Annotated in this window: 17 protein-coding genes; 9 read left to right on the top strand and 8 right to left on the bottom strand. The window is 70.5% G+C overall.

What is annotated here, in order from left to right:
• Nucleotides 1–5: 5 nt before the first annotated feature.
• Nucleotides 6–1,058, bottom strand: coding sequence for a LacI family DNA-binding transcriptional regulator (locus ACIBSW_RS07680; protein ID WP_354729652.1), 1,053 nt, complete (start codon nucleotides 1,056–1,058; stop codon nucleotides 6–8).
• 289 nt (nucleotides 1,059–1,347) lie between these two features.
• Here ACIBSW_RS07680 and ACIBSW_RS07675 point away from each other — a divergent pair, with 289 nt between their 5' ends.
• From ACIBSW_RS07675 to ACIBSW_RS07650, 6 genes are all read left to right on the top strand, one after another.
• Nucleotides 1,348–2,616 carry a Gfo/Idh/MocA family protein gene (locus ACIBSW_RS07675; protein WP_404799312.1) on the top strand — a complete coding sequence of 423 codons (1,269 nt, stop codon included), beginning with the start codon at nucleotides 1,348–1,350 and terminating at the stop codon, nucleotides 2,614–2,616.
• Between the two features lie 23 nt (nucleotides 2,617–2,639).
• On the top strand, nucleotides 2,640–4,043 hold the full coding sequence (gene uxaC, locus ACIBSW_RS07670; protein WP_354729656.1) for a glucuronate isomerase: 1,404 nt from the start codon (nucleotides 2,640–2,642) through the stop codon (nucleotides 4,041–4,043).
• Complete coding sequence (locus ACIBSW_RS07665; protein ID WP_354729658.1) at nucleotides 4,040–5,341, top strand: enolase C-terminal domain-like protein; 1,302 nt, start codon at nucleotides 4,040–4,042, stop codon at nucleotides 5,339–5,341. Before uxaC ends, ACIBSW_RS07665 begins: the two co-directional genes overlap by 4 nt.
• Nucleotides 5,332–6,828, top strand: a complete 1,497-nt coding sequence (locus tag ACIBSW_RS07660) for a mannitol dehydrogenase family protein (protein WP_354729660.1) — start codon at nucleotides 5,332–5,334, stop codon at nucleotides 6,826–6,828. The genes ACIBSW_RS07665 and ACIBSW_RS07660 overlap by 10 nt, the downstream gene beginning before the upstream one ends.
• Nucleotides 6,829–6,883: 55 nt before the next feature.
• The gene (locus ACIBSW_RS07655) at nucleotides 6,884–8,050 is read left to right on the top strand and encodes a Gfo/Idh/MocA family oxidoreductase (protein WP_354729662.1); all 1,167 of its coding nucleotides are present in this window, start codon (nucleotides 6,884–6,886) and stop codon (nucleotides 8,048–8,050) included.
• A 172-nt stretch (nucleotides 8,051–8,222) separates the two neighbouring features.
• On the top strand, nucleotides 8,223–9,782 hold the full coding sequence (locus ACIBSW_RS07650; protein WP_354729664.1) for a right-handed parallel beta-helix repeat-containing protein: 1,560 nt from the start codon (nucleotides 8,223–8,225) through the stop codon (nucleotides 9,780–9,782).
• On the opposite strand, the gene ACIBSW_RS07645 is transcribed toward ACIBSW_RS07650, so the two are convergent.
• The 5 genes from ACIBSW_RS07645 to ACIBSW_RS07625 all read right to left on the bottom strand — a co-directional run bounded on the left by ACIBSW_RS07645 (nucleotide 9,751) and on the right by ACIBSW_RS07625 (nucleotide 13,223).
• On the bottom strand, nucleotides 9,751–10,461 hold the full coding sequence (locus tag ACIBSW_RS07645; protein ID WP_404799311.1) for a zinc ribbon domain-containing protein: 711 nt from the start codon (nucleotides 10,459–10,461) through the stop codon (nucleotides 9,751–9,753). The genes ACIBSW_RS07650 and ACIBSW_RS07645 overlap by 32 nt on opposite strands.
• A 627-nt stretch (nucleotides 10,462–11,088) precedes the next feature.
• Nucleotides 11,089–11,406 carry a hypothetical protein gene (locus tag ACIBSW_RS07640; RefSeq protein ID WP_354729666.1) on the bottom strand — a complete coding sequence of 106 codons (318 nt, stop codon included), beginning with the start codon at nucleotides 11,404–11,406 and terminating at the stop codon, nucleotides 11,089–11,091.
• On the bottom strand, nucleotides 11,387–11,605 hold the full coding sequence (locus tag ACIBSW_RS07635) for a hypothetical protein (protein ID WP_354729668.1): 219 nt from the start codon (nucleotides 11,603–11,605) through the stop codon (nucleotides 11,387–11,389). Before ACIBSW_RS07635 ends, ACIBSW_RS07640 begins: the two co-directional genes overlap by 20 nt.
• A 200-nt stretch (nucleotides 11,606–11,805) precedes the next feature.
• A complete protein-coding gene (locus ACIBSW_RS07630) occupies nucleotides 11,806–12,546 on the bottom strand; it encodes an HNH endonuclease (protein ID WP_354729670.1) in 741 nt (246 codons plus the stop codon).
• Nucleotides 12,547–12,875: 329 nt separating this feature from the next.
• The gene (locus ACIBSW_RS07625; RefSeq protein WP_354729672.1) at nucleotides 12,876–13,223 is read right to left on the bottom strand and encodes a hypothetical protein; all 348 of its coding nucleotides are present in this window, start codon (nucleotides 13,221–13,223) and stop codon (nucleotides 12,876–12,878) included.
• Nucleotides 13,224–13,599: 376 nt separating this feature from the next.
• Here ACIBSW_RS07625 and ACIBSW_RS07620 point away from each other — a divergent pair, with 376 nt between their 5' ends.
• The gene (locus ACIBSW_RS07620) at nucleotides 13,600–14,580 is read left to right on the top strand and encodes a hypothetical protein (protein ID WP_404799265.1); all 981 of its coding nucleotides are present in this window, start codon (nucleotides 13,600–13,602) and stop codon (nucleotides 14,578–14,580) included.
• 106 nt (nucleotides 14,581–14,686) lie between these two features.
• Here ACIBSW_RS07620 and ACIBSW_RS07615 read toward each other — a convergent pair whose 3' ends face one another.
• Both ACIBSW_RS07615 and ACIBSW_RS07610 read right to left on the bottom strand, forming a co-directional pair.
• Complete coding sequence (locus ACIBSW_RS07615) at nucleotides 14,687–15,511, bottom strand: alpha/beta hydrolase (RefSeq protein ID WP_354724665.1); 825 nt, start codon at nucleotides 15,509–15,511, stop codon at nucleotides 14,687–14,689.
• Between the two features lie 177 nt (nucleotides 15,512–15,688).
• A complete protein-coding gene (locus ACIBSW_RS07610) occupies nucleotides 15,689–16,492 on the bottom strand; it encodes a PmoA family protein (RefSeq protein ID WP_354724667.1) in 804 nt (267 codons plus the stop codon).
• 109 nt (nucleotides 16,493–16,601) lie between these two features.
• Between ACIBSW_RS07610 and ACIBSW_RS07605 the strand changes: the two genes are divergently transcribed.
• Nucleotides 16,602–16,961: a hypothetical protein gene (locus tag ACIBSW_RS07605; RefSeq protein WP_354724669.1), complete on the top strand. Its 360-nt coding sequence runs from the start codon at nucleotides 16,602–16,604 to the stop codon at nucleotides 16,959–16,961.
• A gap of 79 nt (nucleotides 16,962–17,040) precedes the next feature.
• Nucleotides 17,041–18,156, top strand: a complete 1,116-nt coding sequence (locus tag ACIBSW_RS07600; RefSeq protein ID WP_404799264.1) for a peptidoglycan-binding protein — start codon at nucleotides 17,041–17,043, stop codon at nucleotides 18,154–18,156.
• Nucleotides 18,157–18,171 lie beyond the last annotated feature (15 nt).

The raw sequence follows: 18,171 nt of genomic DNA, 5'->3' as shown, positions 1-18,171 counted from the left end.
TGCGCTCACTCCTTGGCGTAGGAGGCGACAGCGTCGGGGGCGGCGGCAGCCGCGTAGCCCGGATCCGCATGGCTGTGCGGATCCGGGCCCGGTCCCGTCGAGTCGCGGATGACCAGTTCGGTCCGAAGGCTCGCGTGTGCGGTGGTGCGGCGGTCGTCTCCGTGCGCTAGGAGCATGTCGACGGCCGCCCGTCCCGCGGCGGCGGCAGGTGTCGCCACCGTGGTCAGCTTGGGGTGGATCAGGCGGCTCAGCGCGATGTCGTCGATGCCGACGACGCTGATGTCCTCGGGCACCCGCACGCGGAGCGCGTGCAGGCCCTCGATGAGGCCGATGGCCATGAGGTCGTTGTAGGCGAGCACGGCGGTGACGCCGCTGCGCAGGACCTGCTCGGCCGTTGCCGCGCCGCCGCTCTCGTTGGGCGGGTTGGGGCCGATGACGGTGAGCTCGGCGTCGGCGGCCCGGGTCGCGGTCGCCGCCGAGCGGCGGATCTCCTTGCTGGTCCAGGAGCCGCGCGGCCCGGCGATGAGGCCGATCGAGCGGTGGCCGAGCCCTGCCAGGTGCTCGACCGCGAGCCGGGCGCCCTGCGCCACGTCCATGACGACCGTCGGCAGGCCGGCGATCGCCCGGTTGACGACGACCAGCGGCACCTCCCGGCTGAGCAGCTCGATCAGGCTGTTGCTCATCCGCGGGCTGCACAGCAGGATGCCGTCGACCTGCTTGGCCAGCGCGCGGACCAGGTCCTCCTCGACCGCTGCGTCCTCATTGGAGTCGGCGACGAAGATGTGGTAGTCCCGCTGCCGGGCCTGGCTCTCCGCTGCCTTGATCAAGGGTGGGAAGAACGGGTTGGCGATGTCGGCCACGATCAGTCCGACGTTGTACGTGCGGCCGGTGATCAGCGCCCGGGCCGCCCGGTTGGGCCGGTAGCCGAGCTGCTCGGCGCAGGCCAGCACGCGGGTCCGGGTCTCCGGGTTGACCAGGTGCGGCGCCGAGAACGTCCGGGAGACCGTGGAGATGTGCACTCCGGACTCCCGTGCGACGTCGCGAATCGTGGCTGGCACGCCGGCCCTTCCTTCGATGGATGTGGCTGTGGTCGGGGTCACTCTGGTCGCCAATTAATGCAAACGGTTGTAGCTCTGTCAACGGTCATTTATTGCGGGTTCGTGTCCGCTGTCCGCATTGAACGTCCACTGAGGGCCCTCCAATAGGGATATATCGCAACGAAGCGGTGCGGATTTCTTGACGGCGGGGCATCGACGTGTTTAGTTCTGCTGCAAACGTTTGCAGGAAGGAGACGCGGTGGACGGACGACGGCGCTACGCGTTGGTCGGTGCCGGTGCCCGGGCGGAGATGTTCGTGCGCGCGCTCGCGCTCGACCACGCCGGCACGGCCGAGCTGGTCGGCCTCGCCGACGTCAACCCGGCCCGGATGGCGGCGCACAACCGCTGGCTCGCGGAGCTCGGCGCCAAGCCGGTGCCCACCTGCGCGCCCGAAGGGTTCGCGGCGATGCTGCGCGCGGAACGGGTCGACGAGGTGCTGGTCACCAGCGTCGACCACACGCACGCCGGCTACGTGGTCACCGCGCTCGACGCCGGCTGCGACGTGATCACCGAGAAGCCGATGACCGTCGACGTCGACGGCTGCCGGCGCATCCTGGCCGCGGTCGAGCGGACCGGCCGGCGGGTGTCGGTCGCCTTCAACTACCGCTTCAACCCGCTGCACGAGGCGGTCCGGGAGGTCCTCGCAGCCGGCGAGATCGGCGAGGTCGGCTCGGTCCACTTCGAATGGCTGCTCGACGTGCGGCACGGCGCCGACTACTTCCGGCGCTGGCACCGCGAGAAGGCCAACTCCGGCGGGCTGCTGGTGCACAAGTCGGGTCACCACTTCGACCTGGTGAACTGGTGGCTCGGCGCCGCGCCGGCGCAGGTGTACGCCGCCGGGCGGCTCTTCTTCTACGGTGAGAACGGGCGCCGGCACGGCTACGCCCGCGACTACCCGCGCGCGCACGGGCACCCGGCCGCGCAGGGCGATCCGTTCGCGCTGAGCCTGCGGGACAACCCGCGCCTGCGCGAGCTCTACCTGGACGCCGAGGCCGACGACGGCTACCGGCGCGACGTCAACGTCTTCGCGCCCGGCGTGACGATCGAGGACGACCTGGCGGTGCTGGTGCGCTACGACTCCGGCGCGACGATGACCTACCACCTGACGGCGTACGCGCCGTGGGAGGGCTACCGGGTCATGTTCAACGGCAGCCGGGGCCGGCTCGAGCTCGAGGTGGTGGAGAGCGACCACGTCAGCCCGGCCGGCGCGCGCGAGGTCAAGGGCGCGGCGCTGCACGGGGTCACCGAGGCCGTCGAGCACGGCCGGGCCGCGCTGACCGTCCGGCCGTTCTGGGCGCCGCCGCGCGAGCTGCCGCTGCCCGCGGCGTACTCGCGCGGCGGGCACGGCGGCGCGGACACCCGGATGACCGCCGTCCTGTTCGGCGCCGCGCAGGATCCCATGCACCGCTCCGCCACCGCGCGCGACGGCACCCTCGCGCTGCTCACCGGCCTCGCCGCCAACCGCTCCATCGAGACCGGAGCCCCGGTCCGCGTCGCGGACCTGCTCGACCTGCCCTGACCCGCTGCCGATCTGAGGTACCCATGTCCGACCTGCTGTTCGCGGCCGAACCCCGGCAGCGAGACATCGCCCGGGAGCTCTACGCGCTCGCCCGGGACCTGCCGCTGATCTCACCGCACGGCCACGTCGACCCCGGCCTGCTCGCCGGCGACGAGCCGTTCGGCGACCCGGCCCGCCTGCTCATCGTCCCCGACCACTACGTCACCCGGATGCTGCTGAGCCAGGGCATACCGCTCGCCCGCCTCGGCGTGCCCAGCCGCACCGGTGTGCCCGTCGAGCAGGACCCGCGGGCGATCTGGCGGCTGCTCGCCGAGAACTGGTACCTGTTCCGCGGCACGCCGTCGCGGCTCTGGCTGGAGCGCACGCTGTCCACCGTCTTCGGCGTCGACACCCGGCTCGGCCCGGACACCGCCGACCAGGTCTACGACACGATCGCGGAGCGCCTCGCCGAGCCCGCGTTCCGGCCCCGCGCGCTGTTCGAGCGGTTCGGCATCGAGGTGCTGGCCACCACCGAGTCGCCGCTGGACGACCTGAGCCGGCACGCCAAGCTGGCGGCCGACGGCTGGGGCGGGCCCGGCGGCCGGGTCATCACCACGTTCCGCCCCGACGACGTGGTCGACATGGAGTTCGACGGCTGGGCCTCGTCGGTGTCCCGGCTCGGCGAGATCACCGGCGAGGACACCGCCACCTACCGCGGGTACCTCGCCGCGCTGTGGTCGCGCCGGCAGGCGTTCCAGGCCGCGGGCGCCACCTCGTCCGACCACGGCCACCCGACCGCGCACACGACCCTGCTGAACTCCGCCGAGGCGGCCCGGCTCTTCGAGCGGGGCCTGCGCGGGCGGGCGTCGGCCGCCGACGCCGAGGCGTTCCGCGGGCACATGCTCGTCGAGTTCGCCCGGATGTCGATCGAGGACGGGATGGTGCTGCAGCTGCACCCCGGCGCGGTGCGCAACCACAACCGCAGCCTGCACGCCGTGCACGGCCGCGACGTCGGCGGCGACATCCCGCAGGCGACCGACTACGTGCACGCGCTCGCGCCGCTCCTGGAGGCGTACGGCAACGACCCGCGGCTGCGGCTGGTGCTCTACACGCTCGACGAGGACGTGTTCACCCGGGAGCTGGCGCCGCTCGCCGGCGGCTACGCCGCGCTGTACCTCGGCGCGCCCTGGTGGTTCCTCGACTCCCCGGACGGGCTGCGCCGCTACCGCGACGCGGTCACCGAGACCGCCGGCTTCTACAACACGGCCGGCTTCGCCGACGACACCCGGGCGTTCTGCTCCATCCCGGTCCGCCACGAGGTCGCCCGCCGCGCCGACGCGGCCTACCTCGCCCGGCTCGTCGCCGAGGGCCGGCTCCCGCTCGACGAGGCCGCCGAGACCATCGCCGACCTCGCCTACCACCTGCCGAAGAAGGTGTTCCGCCTGTGACCACTATCCAATCGGTCGACGTGCACGACGTACGCTTCCCGACCGCCGCGGCCGGCGACGGCTCCGACGCGATCAACCGCGGCGACTACTCCGCGACCTACGTCGAGCTGCGCACCGACACCGAGCACACCGGCGCCGGGTTCACGTTCACCAACGGGCGCGGCAACGAGATCACCTGCGCCGCGGTCCGCGCGCTCGCGCACCACGTCACCGGGCGCACCCTCGCCGAGCTGTTCGCCGACCCGGCCGGGTTCCACCGGAGCCTGACCGCCGACCCGCAGCTGCGCTGGCTCGGCCCGGAGAAGGGCGTCATCGCGATGGCGACCGGCGCGCTGGTCAACGCGGTGTGGGACCTGCGGGCCAAGGACGCGGGCGTGCCGCTCTGGCGCCTGCTCGCCGAGCTGCCGACCGCGGAGCTGGTCGCCTGCGTCGACTTCCACCACATCGGCGACGCGCTCACGCCCGCCGAGGCCGCCGAGATCCTGGACAAGGGCCAGGCCGGCATGGCGGAGCGGCTGGCCGAGCTGGCCCGCGACGGATTCCCGTCGTACACCACCTCGGTGGGCTGGCTCGGCTACCCCGACGACAAGGTCCGCGGCCTGGCCCGGGAGGCGTACGCGCAGGGCTGGCGGGCGATGAAGATGAAGGTCGGCGGCGACCTCGAGGACGACGTGCGCCGGGCGACCCTGATCCGCGCGGAGATCGGCCCGGACGCGCTGCTGATGATGGACGCCAACCAGGTGTGGGACGTCGAGGAGGCGATCACGGCGATGGGCCGGCTCGCCGCGCTGGACCCGTACTGGATCGAGGAGCCGACCCACGCCGACGACGTGCTCGGCCACGCCCGGATCAACCGGGCGGTCGCCGGGCTCACCGGCGGGCGCTGCCGGGTGGCGACCGGCGAGGTCGCCGCGAATCGGGTGATCTTCAAGCAGCTGCTGCAGGCCGGCGCGATCGGCGTCATGCAGGTCGACGCCTGCCGGGTCGCCGGGGTCAACGAGGTGCTCGCCGAGCTGCTGCTGGCCGCCAAGTTCGGCGTGCCGGTCTGCCCGCACGCCGGCGGGGTCGGGCTCTGCGAGCTGGTGCAGCACCTCGCGGTCTTCGACTACCTGCGGGTGGGCACCTCGCTGGACGGGCGGATGGTCGAGTACGTCGACCACCTGCACGAGCACTTCGAGGATCCGGTACGCACCAGCGGCGGCCGCTACCTGCTGCCGGACCGGCCCGGATACAGCGCCACCATGCGCGCCGCGTCCATCGCCGAGTTCTCCTTCCCCGACGGTCCGGCATGGCGGTGACCACCGCGCCGCTGCTCGGGCTGGGCACCCTCGGCCGGCTGCCCGAGCAGAGCCGCCCGCTGCTGCGCCCCGGCTCCGTGCCCGCCGGGATCGTCCACCTCGGGCTCGGCGCGTTCCACCGGGCGCACCAGGCCGTGTACACCGAGGAGGCCGTCGCGGCGGCCGGCGGCGACTGGGGCATCGTCGGCGTCTCGCCGCGCTCGGGCGCCGTCGTCGCCGACCTGCTGGCACAGGACCGGCTGTTCAGCGTGACGAGCCTGTCCGGCGCGGGCCCGCGTACCCGGGTGATCGGCGCCCTGGCCGGGGTCCGGCACGCCGCGGCCGACCCGGGCGCCGTCCTCGCGCTGCTCGCCGACCCGGCGATCCGGGTGGTGACGCTGACCGTCACCGAGAAGGCGCACCGGCTCGACCCGGTGACCGGCGAGCTGGCGGTGGACACCGAGCTGCTGGCCGACCTGGCCGCCGCGGGGCCGCCGGTCACGATTCCCGGGCTGCTGGTCCGCGGCCTGCTCGCCCGCTACCGCGCGGACGCGGGGCCGCTCGCCGTGGTGAGCTGCGACAACTTCGCCTCCAACGGGCGCCGCCTGCACGGGATGGTGGAGCAGTCCCGGGTGCTGGTTCCGGGCGCCACCGGCGGCTTCGGCGACTGGCTGCGCGACAGCGTCACGTTCCCCGGCACCATGGTCGACCGGATCGTGCCCGCGAGCACGCCGGCCACCCTCGCGGTCGCGCAGGCCGCGCTCGGCGCGCGCGACCTGGCCGGGGTGCACGGCGAGCCGTACCGGCAGTGGGTGATCGAGGACCGCTTTCCCGGCGGCCGGCCGGCGTGGGAGAAGGCCGGCGCGGTGCTCGCCGACGACGCGGGGCCGTGGGAGCGGCTGAAGCTGCGCTCGCTCAACGGCGTGCACTCGGCGCTGGCGTACCTCGGCGCCGTGGCCGGGCGCGAGACCATCGCCGCCGCGCTGGAGATACCCGGCATGCGGCCGGTGCTGGAGCGCTTCGTGGCCGAGGACGTCGCCGGCAGCTTCGAGCCGCCGCCGGGTGTCTCGGTCGTCGGCTACGGCGCGTCGGTGCTGGAGCGCTTCGCGAACCCGGCCATCGCGCACCGGACCCGGCAGGTGGCGATGGACGGCACGCAGAAGCTGCCGCAGCGGGTGCTGCACACCATCATGGACCGGCGCGCGGCCGGCGCGTCGCCGCGTTGGGCCGCGCTCGTCGTCGCCGCCTGGATGCGGTTCGTGCAGGGCAGCGACGACGACGGGCGGCCCCTGCCGCTCGACGATCCGCTGGCCGGCGAGATCCGGGAGCGGCTGGCGGCGGCGCCGTCGACGCCGCGGGGCGTCGTGGACGCGCTGTTCGGTCTCGACGCGGTCTTCCCGGCCGGGCTGGCCGCCGACGAGACGGTCCGCGCGCTGGTGCTCGACTGGCTGACCGCCCTCGACCGGCACGGCGTCGAGGCGACCCTGTCCGGCGAGGCAGCGCCGTGACCGACTGCACCGAGCGAAGCGAGGGCCGGGAGAGCATGGCAAGGGAGACACAGCCGTGACCGGCCGCGCCGCCCGGGTCGCGCTGATCGGCGCCAACGGGCACGGGCGGGCGCACCGGCGCCGGATCGCCGAGCTCGAGGCGGGCGGGGCGCTGCGGCTGGTCGCGCTCGCCGACGTCGATCCGATCGAGCCGGATCCGCCGGTGCCGCCCGGCGTGGCCGTCTTCACCGGCCATCGCGAGCTGCTCGCCGCGGCCCGGCCCGACGTCGTGGTGATCTGCACCCCGCCGCACACCCACCTGGCGATCGCCCTCGATGCCCTCGACGCCGGCTGCGACCTGCTGCTGGAGAAGCCGCCGGTGCCGACCCGGGCGGCGCACGCCGTCCTGGCGGCCGCGGCGGCGGAGGCGGGCCGGTCCTGCCAGGTCGGGTTCCAGGCGCTCGGCTCGCTCGCCGCGCGGCACCTCTTCGACGCGGTCGCCGCCGGCGCGCTCGGCGAGCTGAGCGCGGTCGCGACGGTTGCCTCCTGGCGGCGCGACGACGCGTACTACGCCCGCGCGCCGTGGTCGGGCCGGCGCACCGTCGACGGCCGCCCGGTGCTCGACGGCGCCCTGGTCAACCCGCTCGCGCACGCGGTGATGCAGAGCCTTGCCGTCGCCGCGGCGGCCGGCGCGGGGGAGCCGGTGCTGCTGGAGGCCGAGCGGTACCGGACCCGGGACATCGAGGTCGACGACACCGCCTTCGCCCGTATCACATTCCGCGGCGGGCTGCGGCTGATGGCCGCGGTGACGCTCGCGGGGGAGGAGTTCATCCCGGGCGAGGTCGTGGTCACCGGCACGGCCGGGCGCGCGGTGCTGGAGTACCCGACCGACCGGCTCGTCATGCCCGGCCCGGCCGCGCCGCCCGGCCGCGTCGACCTGCTCGAGAACCTGATCGCGCACCGCCGGGACCCGGCCCGCACCCCGCTGGTCGCGCCGCTGGAGCGCACCGCGGGCTTCACCACCGTCGCCGAGGCGCTGACCGGCGCTCACGCGCCCGCGCCGCACCTGATCGACGACGCACACGTGACCTCGGCCGGCGCGCCGCCGGGCCGGGTGCGGGTCATCGGCGGCATCAACGCGGTGCTGCGCCAGGCCGCGGAGACGATGCGGCTGCCCGCCGAGTCGGGCGTCGCCTGGGCCGTGCCCGCATTCACGGAAAGTCTGCTGCAAACCACGGGATGAACGCCGCCGCGAAAAGCGGACCGAAGTGCATTACTCGGCCATTCACCGGCCGTGACGATACATTCTTGCCATTCTTGTCTGCAACATTTCTGCATATTGAAAACATTGAATGTAATGGATGTGAATGGGACCGTTGGGGAAGTGAACAGACCCGTCTCCCCACGGAGGAATCATGCAGCGGAAACATCTGGCGAGGACGGCGGCGGCCACCGGGGCCGGCCTGCTCGCCCTCGCCCTGACGATCGGACTGGCGGGAACCGCCCGCGCGGCGACCCTGTTCAGCGACGATTTCAGCGGCGGAACCGGCTCCTGGTCGAAGTCCGGCGGTGACTGGTCGACGGTCACCGACGGCTCGGCGACGTTCCAGCAGGCCAACACCGGCAGCGAGCTGGCCCGCCAGTTCGCCGGCGACACCGGCTGGACCGACTATCAGGTGCAGGCCCGGGTCAAGCCGCTGGCGTTCAACGGCAGTAACCGGCTGGTCGCCATCGGCGCCCGGTCGACCAGCGCGTCGAAGAGGTACCAGCTCGCGCTCACCAATGCCGGCCGCGCCGAATTGCAGGCCGTCGACGGCAGCTCGATAACGGTGATCGGCTCGGTGGCGCTGACGGTGAGCACCGGGACGTGGTACACCCTGCGCATCGAGGCCAGCGGCAGCACCATCAAGGGCTTCGTCAACGGCAGCCAGATCGCCTCCGGATCCAATTCCGCCTTCGGCGCGGGCCGGATCGTGCTGGTCACCGCGTACGCGTCGGCGCGCTTCGACGACGTCAGCGTCGACACGGTCGGGTCGACCCCGACGACGCCGCCGACCACCGGACCGACCACCCCGCCCACGACGCCGCCCACGACCCCGCCGACCACCGGACCGACGTCCCCGCCGCAGACCGGCCTCGTCGGCTGGGCCACCCAGAACGGCGGCACCACCGGCGGCGGCAGCGCGGCGGCGACCACCGTCACCACCGCGTCCGCGCTGACCACCGCGCTGGGCTCCACCTCGGCCGCGGTCATCCGGGTCTCCGGCACGATCTCCTGCTCCGGCATGCTGCGCACCCGGTCGAACAAGACCGTCATCGGCAACGCCGGCGCCGCCATCGTCGGCTGCGGCCTGACCATCAGCGGCGACCGCAACGTCATCATCCGCAACCTGACGTTCCGCGACTGGGACGACGACGCGATCAACGTCGAGACGTCGGCCACCAACGTCTGGGTGGACCACAACAGCTTCACCAACGGCTACGACGGCGCGGTGGACATCAAGCGCGGCTCCGACTTCGTGACCGTGTCGTGGAACCGGATCTTCGGCCACGACAAGTCGATGCTGCTCGGCCACAGCGACGACAACGCCAGCCAGGACGTCGGCCACCTGCGGGTCAGCTACCACCACAACTGGTTCGACGGCTCGGGCACCCGGCACCCGCGGGTCCGCTTCGGCAACCCGGTGCACGTCTACAACAACTACTACTACAACAACGAATACGGCGTCGCCTCCACGATGAACGGTGGCGTGCTGGTCGAGGGCAACTACTTCGAGGGCGTCGACGAGCCGACCCTCGTCGGCTACGCCGACTCCGACCCCGGAACCCTGGTGCAGCGCAACAACTACTTCACCGGATCCGGTACGCCGCAGAGCGCGGGCTCGGTCGCCTCGATCCCGTACTCGTACCAGCTCGACTCGGCGTCGTCGGTGAAGTCCATCGTCACCGCAGGCGCGGGCGCGGGCCGCATCTGAGCCCTGCCGCGAGCGAGGGCCCCCGCCGATCGCGGGGGCCCTCGTGTCCCGCCTCGAGGTCGGAGACGACCTCGGCCTTCAGTGTCTTCAGGCCAGGTTTGTAGGTCAGCCTTAGCCCGATGCGGCTGTACAGCTCTGCCTTGTCGCGCGGGTCAGCCTCGCGGAGGGCACCGAGCGGGCTGCCGAGGCCGTCGACGATCGCGGCGATTTGATCTTCGTTGGGTCTCTGTGGTGGTGCCGCGCTCATCCGCAGCGCGGCGGCCGCGGTCGCCCCGGCGGCGGATGTCTCGCGGATCCAGCCGGCGATCAGTGCCGGGTCGCCTCCCGCGTCGAGCGTGGCCCGGTAGCGGTCGATCTTGGCGTCGCAGTCTGTGATCGTCCGGTTGAGCTGTTCGCTCTCGTCATCGGCGGCGTGTGCGGCGAGCTGGGCGCGGTGGTGGGCGTCGGCCAGGCTGCGCAGGTTGGCGGCGAGGGTGTTTCCGCTCAGCTCTTGGCGGATGAAGCGGTCGATCGGTTCGGTGATGGTGTCTTCGCGGAGGTAGAGCACCGGCGGGTGTGGGATCTCGTGCTGGCGGACGAAGTCGCGGGATGCCTTGCAGCGGTAGTACAGCCGATCGTGGTTGGGGTTGCCGACCATCTTGCGGTCACACAGCCCGCAGGTGATGAGCCCTCGGAACAGGTACGGGCGGAGGCTGCGCCGAGGTGCCCGGCCGGTCTCGCTGCTCGTTCCGCGCGTCTTGATCGTCGTCTGCGCCCGATCGCACAGGTCGGCGGGGATGAGCGGCGTGTGCGCCTCGCCTTGGGACCATACCCAGTCGGCGCGGTCGTTCCACCGCTGCTTGTTCTCGTGGCCGAGGGCGATGTCCTCGACGTCGATGAGGCGTCATGCTGTGGATCACGAGGTAGCACCCGCTGTGGATCACGCTGAAATTTGCGAGATTGCCGGCCTGCTCGCCCACCCTGTTCCAAGCCCAGCGCAGTTTACCCAGGCCGGAGCGGTGTGCGGCGCGGCGGCGGGCGATGACCGGGCGATCCTCCTGCACGTACCAAAGCGCAGTACGCGACGTCGATCGGCAGCGTGTCCAGGTGGCAGCGCAACGCTCGGGTCGCTGCCCGCAGCGCGCGCGTCTGCGGCGTGGTCACCCGATTGTCTGGACGCATTCTGCTTCACTCCTACATCGATCAACTCGATGTCGACACCGCGGCGCGCTTGTGGTGATCTTCAGCGGACTGCTGCAGTACGCCCAGTGCCTGCGCTGAGCCGGATACGCGCTGCGCCGGGCGGGAAGGCTGACCTGTGTACTGTCTAGCCGCCACAGCGGTCGAGGCAGACCAGCAGGCATTGGGCGTGTTCGGAATCTATAAACCTGCTCTCAACCTCCTCTCTCTGGTTCAGGAGAACGATATCGGCCAGCTTTCGCAGGCCGGCGATTCTCTTGATGAGTTCGTTTCTGATCTTGATGGCGTCACCGACGTTACCCGGCGGGTAGACCAGCAGTAGGTCCACATCCGATGAGCTCATCCAAGCCGCGCAAGCGTCCGGCAGGGCATTGCACCGCGAAGCGCTACCGAATGCCAGTACTTGCCAATCATGTGGGACCGTGTCATCGACGATGTGCTTCACGCTGAGCAGGAGGCAGGTACTCAAGGAAGCTCTCACCGTCATAATAAACCGCTCCCAGAAATTCACTGGACTTAAACAGCCCTACTCCTCGTTCCTTGGCCATCATCTTTGCCTCAGACGAGTAATGGTTATAGTCCATGGTCGAAACTATGCATGTCGTTTCTGGCGCTTCGGCGAGAATGTCCTCGACATCAGCCACGCCGAGCATGTATAGGTTTGTCAGGAAGACTCTAATTTCTGACATTCGAACCCGGCGAACTATCAGTCTAAAGTCGTCTATCTCTTCGACAGAAGAGACCGTCCGTCGCGAAGGCAGATACCTCTTAAGGTGTTCTCGATGCTCCTTCCGTGGTCGTTTCTTGTAATATCCATCTTCCGGCATCTCGACCTCCGACTGGTTCAGTAAATGTCGTCAGACAGCACGATTTCCATCTGCTTCGGAAAGCGGGGAGCAGCGGGATTGACGACGCCGCCAAGGTGTCGATCCTCCAAACCGCGAGCGTGTATGCGGAATTCGGTAAGCGTTTCTAGCTCATCTGGGCGAAGGAGTTCCAGGTTCGCCTCAAGAAGTCGAACCACTCGCGAATTATTGGGCAGAATCCGCTGGATTACCTCAGCTTGCCAGGCGCCAATCGTATTCGAACCGAAACCGTGCAAAGCTGCCTCGGATTCAGGACCGTATGTGCGCCATATCGCCTTGTTCTCATTTAAGATCAGTTCGACGTCTCGTCGCAGTGTCCGCCTGTCGCCATATGAACGGAGTCCCAGGGCCTCTCGTATGCGGCTCTCGTGGCGCCGCTTCCATTCTTGAAGAGTCTCTACTGGAAAGGCATCCGGAGTAGCGTCAACAACAGTATGGCAATTGGGGCAAAGGAGGAGTAGGTTGGCAAATGAGGTTAGTTCATCATCGCTCGCATCGACGTCCGCGCGAGGACCCTCTTGGCCAGCAGCAACAATGTGTGCGACTTCGGCCAGCTTCACCGCTCGGCCATCGTCCAATTCATGCCAGAGGAAGCCAATAGGGCAATCCGGCTTGTAGCAGTGCCCCGCGCCAGAAGCGATGAGGCGGACAACTGTTTCGCGGCGAATGCTTCGCCCTCGGACACCTTTTTTGCAGCGGCTTGCGATAACCTCCGTCACGCTAGAGAGCATCCCACACACGCGGGCGTTCAGTTAGGCGGACCGCCGGCAATTGGCTGTTTCTAGGCGATCAGTTCGCCCGACTTAAAATATAGACATCCAGATTTGTCGGATTCTGTCGTCGGTATGAGGGAGTTGCTTCCAATGGCCGCTCACTGTGCTGGCCGTCCAACGCTCTCGGCTTGTCAGGCGGCGAACACGACCGACGACCCGGTTGTTAGAGCCGTTGATGGGCCATCGCCAACGCCGACGTGGTGTCAGCGAAAAAGATCATCAAGTTCTTCTGCGAGTTGGGAAGCTTTGTCCCAGCCAGCGCGGACTCGACGAGGTCACCGGGATCGGAGCAGGGAGCCGCTCGTCGCCGGCAGCCCCTTGGCCGCCAGGACGGCGTCGTTGCCGACGGAGGCGGTTCGAGACAGTGCGTTACCCGGCGCGATGGTGGCCAGGTCGACCGGGCCCGCGGCGACGGCCGACATGGTCCGGTCCCGGGTGGCCCGGTCGGTCAGCGAGCGGGCGACCTCGCGTGCCAGGTTCTCGGTGGTCCCGGCGATCGGTCCGGATCCCGCCGGCGGGGCCGCGTCGGCTCGGGAGTGTGCGGCGACAGCTGTGGGGTAGGCCAGTGTCGCCGCGACGGCGCTCAGGGCGATCAGGGCCAGCCGGTAGGTGCGAGTGGACACGCAGAGCTCCTCTGCATCCCGGGCGTCGAAGTCTTTGACGCCGGTAAATGTTTCTCGAATTCACCCACGGGGCCTGCGGGCGGGATTCTCAATCCCATTCATGCGGTTTTGGCGATGAAATCTGGAAAACCGTCCCGTGTCTGGAGAGTGGCGGGTTCGCGGTCGGTCGGCCGGTCCAAGCGGGGGCGGCGCCCGATGCCCTCCCACCGCGGCCGGCGACGGTGGGGCGTCCTGCTGAGTCAATTGCAATTAGTGGTGAAATTTAATCGACAGTCTTCAATACTACTGCCGCCTTGACGGTGCCCGCGGCCCAGACCAGTTTGAAAATGTCAGCGGCGAATACGGCCTGCCCGTGAACCACCGAAGGAGAAGCGCAATGACCTCCATACTGCACAGAAAGAGCCCCGGCGGCCCCGTCGTGGCCGCAGTCACGGGCGTCCTGGTGATGTCCCTGGCCGCGCTGGGCCTCGCGGGTCCGGCACAGGCGGCCGGGCCGTCGGTCGCCGCGGCCGATGCCCTCGACCAGTGGACCAACTGGGGCGAACTGCCCGGTGGCGGTGCGACGCCGGACAGCCCCGCCGCCGTGTCGTACAACGGAAACCAGAACGTGTTCGTCCGCGGCACGGACAACGCGATCTACCGCAACGTTCTCAGCGGTGGTGCCTGGAGTGGTTGGGCGCAGGTTCCCGGTGGTGGGGCTACTACGTCGGGTCCTGCGGCTACGGTGTTCAATGGCGCGCTCAACCTTGTTGTCCGGGGTACGGACAATGCGATCTACCGCAATGTTCTCAGTACCAGTGGTGCCTGGAGTGGTTGGGCGCAGGTTCCCGGTGGCGGGGCTACTACGTCGGGTCCTGCGGCCACGGTGTTCAACGGTGGGCTCAACCTTGTTGTCCGGGGTACGGACAATGCGATCTACCGCAATGTTCTCAGTACCAGTGGTGCCTGGAGTGGTTGGGCGCAGGTTCCCGGTGGCGGGGCCACGCCCTCGGCTCCTGCGGCCACGGTGTTCAACGGTGGGCTCAACCTTGTCGTCCGCGGTACCGACAACGCGATCTACCGCAACGTTCTCAGCGGCGGCGCCTGGAGTGGTTGGGCGCAGGTCCCCGGCGGTGGGGCCACGCCCTCAGGTCCCGCGGCCACGGTGTTCAACGGTGGGCTCAACCTTGTCGTCCGCGGTACCGACAACGCGATCTACCGCAACGTTCTCAGCGGCGGCACCTGGAGTGGTTGGGCACAGGTCCCCGGCGGTGGGGCCACACCTTCCGGCCCGGGTGCCGATGTCTTCGGCACCACGCTGCAGCTGTTCGCCCGGGGAACCGACGACCGCATCTACCGCAACGTACTCGTGCCCTGACGTGTCACCGGCGCGGGCTGGAGGTCACAACCACCACCCCGCGCCGGCCCGGGCGTGGTCCCCGACCGATGGTCGGGCGAGGCCACGCCCGGGTACCGCGGCCGGATCAGGTTTGCAGGAAAGCCAACAGATCCGCGCTGATGATCTGGGCGTGGGTGGTGGGCATGCCGTGCGGGAAGCCCGGGTAGGTCTTGAGCGTGCCGTTCTGCACCAGCCGGGCCGACAACGGTGCGGAGTCCGCGTACGGCACCACCTGGTCGTCGTCGCCGTGCATGACCAGGACCGGTACCGTGATCCGCTTGAGGTCCTCGGTGAAGTCGGTCTGCGAGAACGCGACGACGCCGTCGTAGTGTGCCTTCGCGCCGCCCATCATGCCCTGCCGCCACCAGTTCTGGATGATCGCCTCAACGGGCTCGACGCCCGGTCGGTTGAAACCGTAGAAGGCGGTCGCGGGCAGGTCGCGGTAGAACTCGGACCGGTGACTGGCAACCTGGGCCTGAATGTCGTCGAACACCTTCTTGGGCAGGCCGCCGGGGTTGGCCTCGGTCTGCACCATGATCGGCGGCACCGCGCTGATCAGAGCAGCCTTGGCGACCCGGCTCTGTCCGTGCCGGGCGAGGTAGCGAACGACCTCGCCGCCCCCGGTCGAGTGGCCCACGTGTACGGCGTCGCGCAGGTCCAGGTGGGTGGTGAGCGCCGCCAGGTCGTCGGCGTAGTGATCCATGTCGTGACCGTCGCCGGTCTGCGTGGAGCGGCCGTGCCCGCGCCGGTCGTGCGCGATGACCCGGTAGCCGTGTCGCAGGAAGAACATCATGTGGGTGTCCCAGTCGTCCGACGACAACGGCCACCCGTGGCTGAAGACGATCGGCTGGCCGGATCCCCAGTCCTTGTAGAAGATCTCCGTGCCGTCGGTGGTGGTAATCGTTCCCATGTTGCCTCCAAAGGGGCACTGGCGCCGATGTACAAACACCTGTCCACCCCACTAAACCAGGCCGGCCCGTGTGCCGTGAACGCCCGAAAACGGGCGCACCTGGAGCCGCGGACGGTGACCAGCCCGGGCTCGGCGATGGGCGAGCAGGTCGTCGGCGTCGGCCGGGATTTGCAGCGGCTACGGCTGTCGATCCGCTATCTGGTTCCGGGTGAGCAGGCCGTCCGCGACCAGGACGGTCAGCGACCGCTCCAGCGGGACGCCCGCGCGCACCACCAGCTCCTTCTCGAAGGCCAGGGCCGCGCAGACGCCGGCGTAGCCGCCGTTGGCGGTCCGGACGAACCACCGGTCGTCGTCGCGCAGCCCGCGGAACACCAGCGTGTACGGCCCCGGGCCGGTCAGCGCCACCCACGGCTCGGCGCTGCCGTTCACCTCGTCCTCGCCCTCGTGGTCGCGGGTGAACGTGGTCGCGGGGCCGGGCGCGGCGCGCCAGAAGAAGCCGCCGTAGCCGGCGCCGTCCGGGCGGCCGTTGGTCGCGGGGCTGCCGAGCCGGACGTCGCGATCGGCGGACAGCGCGTACGAGAAGGAGAGCTCCCAGCCCAGCGGCGCCGGCTCCGCGCGTACCGTGCGGACCTCGGTGAGCAGGACCTCGCCCGCCGGGCTCAGCCAGCGCAGGCGCTCGGCGAAGCCGCCGGCGGGCGCCGGCAGCCACGCCGCGTGCTCGATGCGGCCGTGGTCCTCGAGCCAGGTGTAGCCCTGGCCGCGCACGTACGTCCTGCCGCCCCACAGGTTGACGCCGTCGGCGTCCTGCATGGCCACCGAGACGCCGAGGTGCCAGCGATGGTCCTCCGGCAGGGCGTCGGTGACCGGGACGCCGCCGAGCGTGCGGACCGGGTGCAGGTAGGGCCGGGGGCCGAGCAGCGGGTCGACGTCCGGTTCGGCCTGGTACTCCGCGACGACGGCGGCGCCGGCCATGATTCGCATTCCGGGACGGTACCGCGCCCGACAGCTATGTTCATATTCGGCGCGGGATCTGATCCACTGTGGGCGACAGCGGCCTGCGCGGTTTGCCGCGAGCAGAGAGGATGCGTATGTGGGCACCAGGGAAACACCGGATCACATCCTCGACCAGCTGCTCGTCGGCCTGGTGTTCTACGAGGCCGAGCTGACCCTCATGCACTTCGAGCCCGGTGGCACCGCGCTCATCAGCGACTCGTTCGGCGACGTGTTCGCCTGGCTGTGGCGGGAGAACCCCGCCAAGGCGACCATGATGGTCGCGGACTACCTGGCCGAGCTGCGCTTCTACCACCACAACGCGAACCGGACGCTCGGGCTCGAGGCGGTGCTGGAGGGCCTGCCGCCGTCGCTGCGCGGGGTGCCGCCCGAGGAGGTGGCGGCGATGCAGGACACGCTGCGCCGCGACGTGCCGATGTACGTCAGCCAGGGCGACTGACGCCCTCACCCGGCGCGGATGATCCGCATCGGTCGCCGGCCTGGAACTCTGCGGTGGACGGATCCGCCGAGCGGAGGGCGTGACGGCCTTGGTTGAGATGCATCGCCGCGTGTGGGTCATCGTGATCGCGACGATGCTCGCGGTCGCCGGCTGCGGCGGCGGCGACGGCGGCGGCCAGGTGCGGCTCGCCGAGAAGCGGCTGGCCGACAAGCAGCAGGCGCTCACCGAGGCCCAGGCCGAGCTCGCCGGCCGGGTCGACGCGTTCTGCCGCACCAGCGCCGGCTACGTCACCGCCCTGGACCGCTACGGCGACCTCATCAACGAGACCGCGCCGACCGTCGGCGACGTCAAGGACGCCGGCGCGGAGCTGACCGAGCCGCGCGCCGAGGTCGTCTCCGGCGCCGAACAGGTCGCCGCCGCCCGCCAGGAGCTGGCGACGGCCGAGAAGGAGCTGGCTGAGGCCACCGAGTCGCTGGCGGCCGCCCGCGCCGGTGCGTCCCTGTCGCCCGCGCCTCCGCCGTCACCGCCGTCCGCGTCGCCGTCGGTCGCCGCGACCCTGCCCGCCGCCACGGTGAACCGGGTGAAGCAGGCCGACGCCGACTTCACCGCGGCGCAGGCCGGGATCACCGACCAGACGCCGCTGCGGCAGGCGTCGGAGCGGTTCAACGCCGCGGCCGTCGCGCTGGAGATGTCCTGGCTGCGGCTGCTTTCCGACGGCGGCTGCCTGAGCGAGGAGCAGGAGGGCGCGGCCCGCGACTACACCGAGGCGGTGCAGCGGTCGCTGGCCGAGGCCGGCTACTACGACGACGAGGTCGACGGCGTCTACGGGCCCTCGACCGTGGCGGCCGTGCAGGACCTGCAGAAGGCGAACGACCTGCCGGAGACCGGTGCGTTCGACAAGGCGACCGGCGCGGCGCTGGAGGCGGAGCTGCGGGCCAAGGGCGGCGCGGCCGCCGGCGACGCCATCGCGTCGACCGCCGCCCTGCAGCAGACCCTGAAGTTGGCCGGCTTCTGGACCGGCCCGGTGGACGGCGCCTGGACCCCGGAGCTGACCGAGGCCCTGAAGTCCTTCCAGAAGGCCCTGGACGTCGAGCCGACCGGGACCGTGGACGCGGCGACGATCGCCGCGTTCGAGCGCGCCATGGCGCAGCGGTCAGCGCCGCCAGCCACCCCGTCGGCGTCCCCGAGCGGCTGACGCCCGGCCGGCTGG

Origin of the sequence: Actinoplanes sp. NPDC049668 (assembly GCF_044465445.1) — a bacterium.
Classification (GTDB): Bacteria; Actinomycetota; Actinomycetes; order Mycobacteriales; family Micromonosporaceae; genus Actinoplanes.
Note: the sequence above shows the minus strand (reverse complement) of the source record. Positions and strands in the feature narration are given on the sequence as shown.

Bases quoted from the DNA above. Each gene is read 5' to 3' on its own strand.
- ACIBSW_RS07675 (WP_404799312.1), top strand. From the start codon at position 1,348: ATGTTCGTGCGCGCGCTCGCGCTCGACCACGCCGGCACGGCCGAGCTG.
- uxaC (WP_354729656.1), top strand. From the start codon at position 2,640: ATGTCCGACCTGCTGTTCGCGGCCGAACCCCGGCAGCGAGACATCGCC.
- ACIBSW_RS07660 (WP_354729660.1), top strand. From the start codon at position 5,332: ATGGCGGTGACCACCGCGCCGCTGCTCGGGCTGGGCACCCTCGGCCGG.
- ACIBSW_RS07650 (WP_354729664.1), top strand. From the start codon at position 8,223: ATGCAGCGGAAACATCTGGCGAGGACGGCGGCGGCCACCGGGGCCGGC.
- ACIBSW_RS07620 (WP_404799265.1), top strand. From the start codon at position 13,600: ATGACCTCCATACTGCACAGAAAGAGCCCCGGCGGCCCCGTCGTGGCC.
- ACIBSW_RS07615 (WP_354724665.1), bottom strand. From the start codon at position 15,511: ATGGGAACGATTACCACCACCGACGGCACGGAGATCTTCTACAAGGAC.
- ACIBSW_RS07610 (WP_354724667.1), bottom strand. From the start codon at position 16,492: ATGCGAATCATGGCCGGCGCCGCCGTCGTCGCGGAGTACCAGGCCGAA.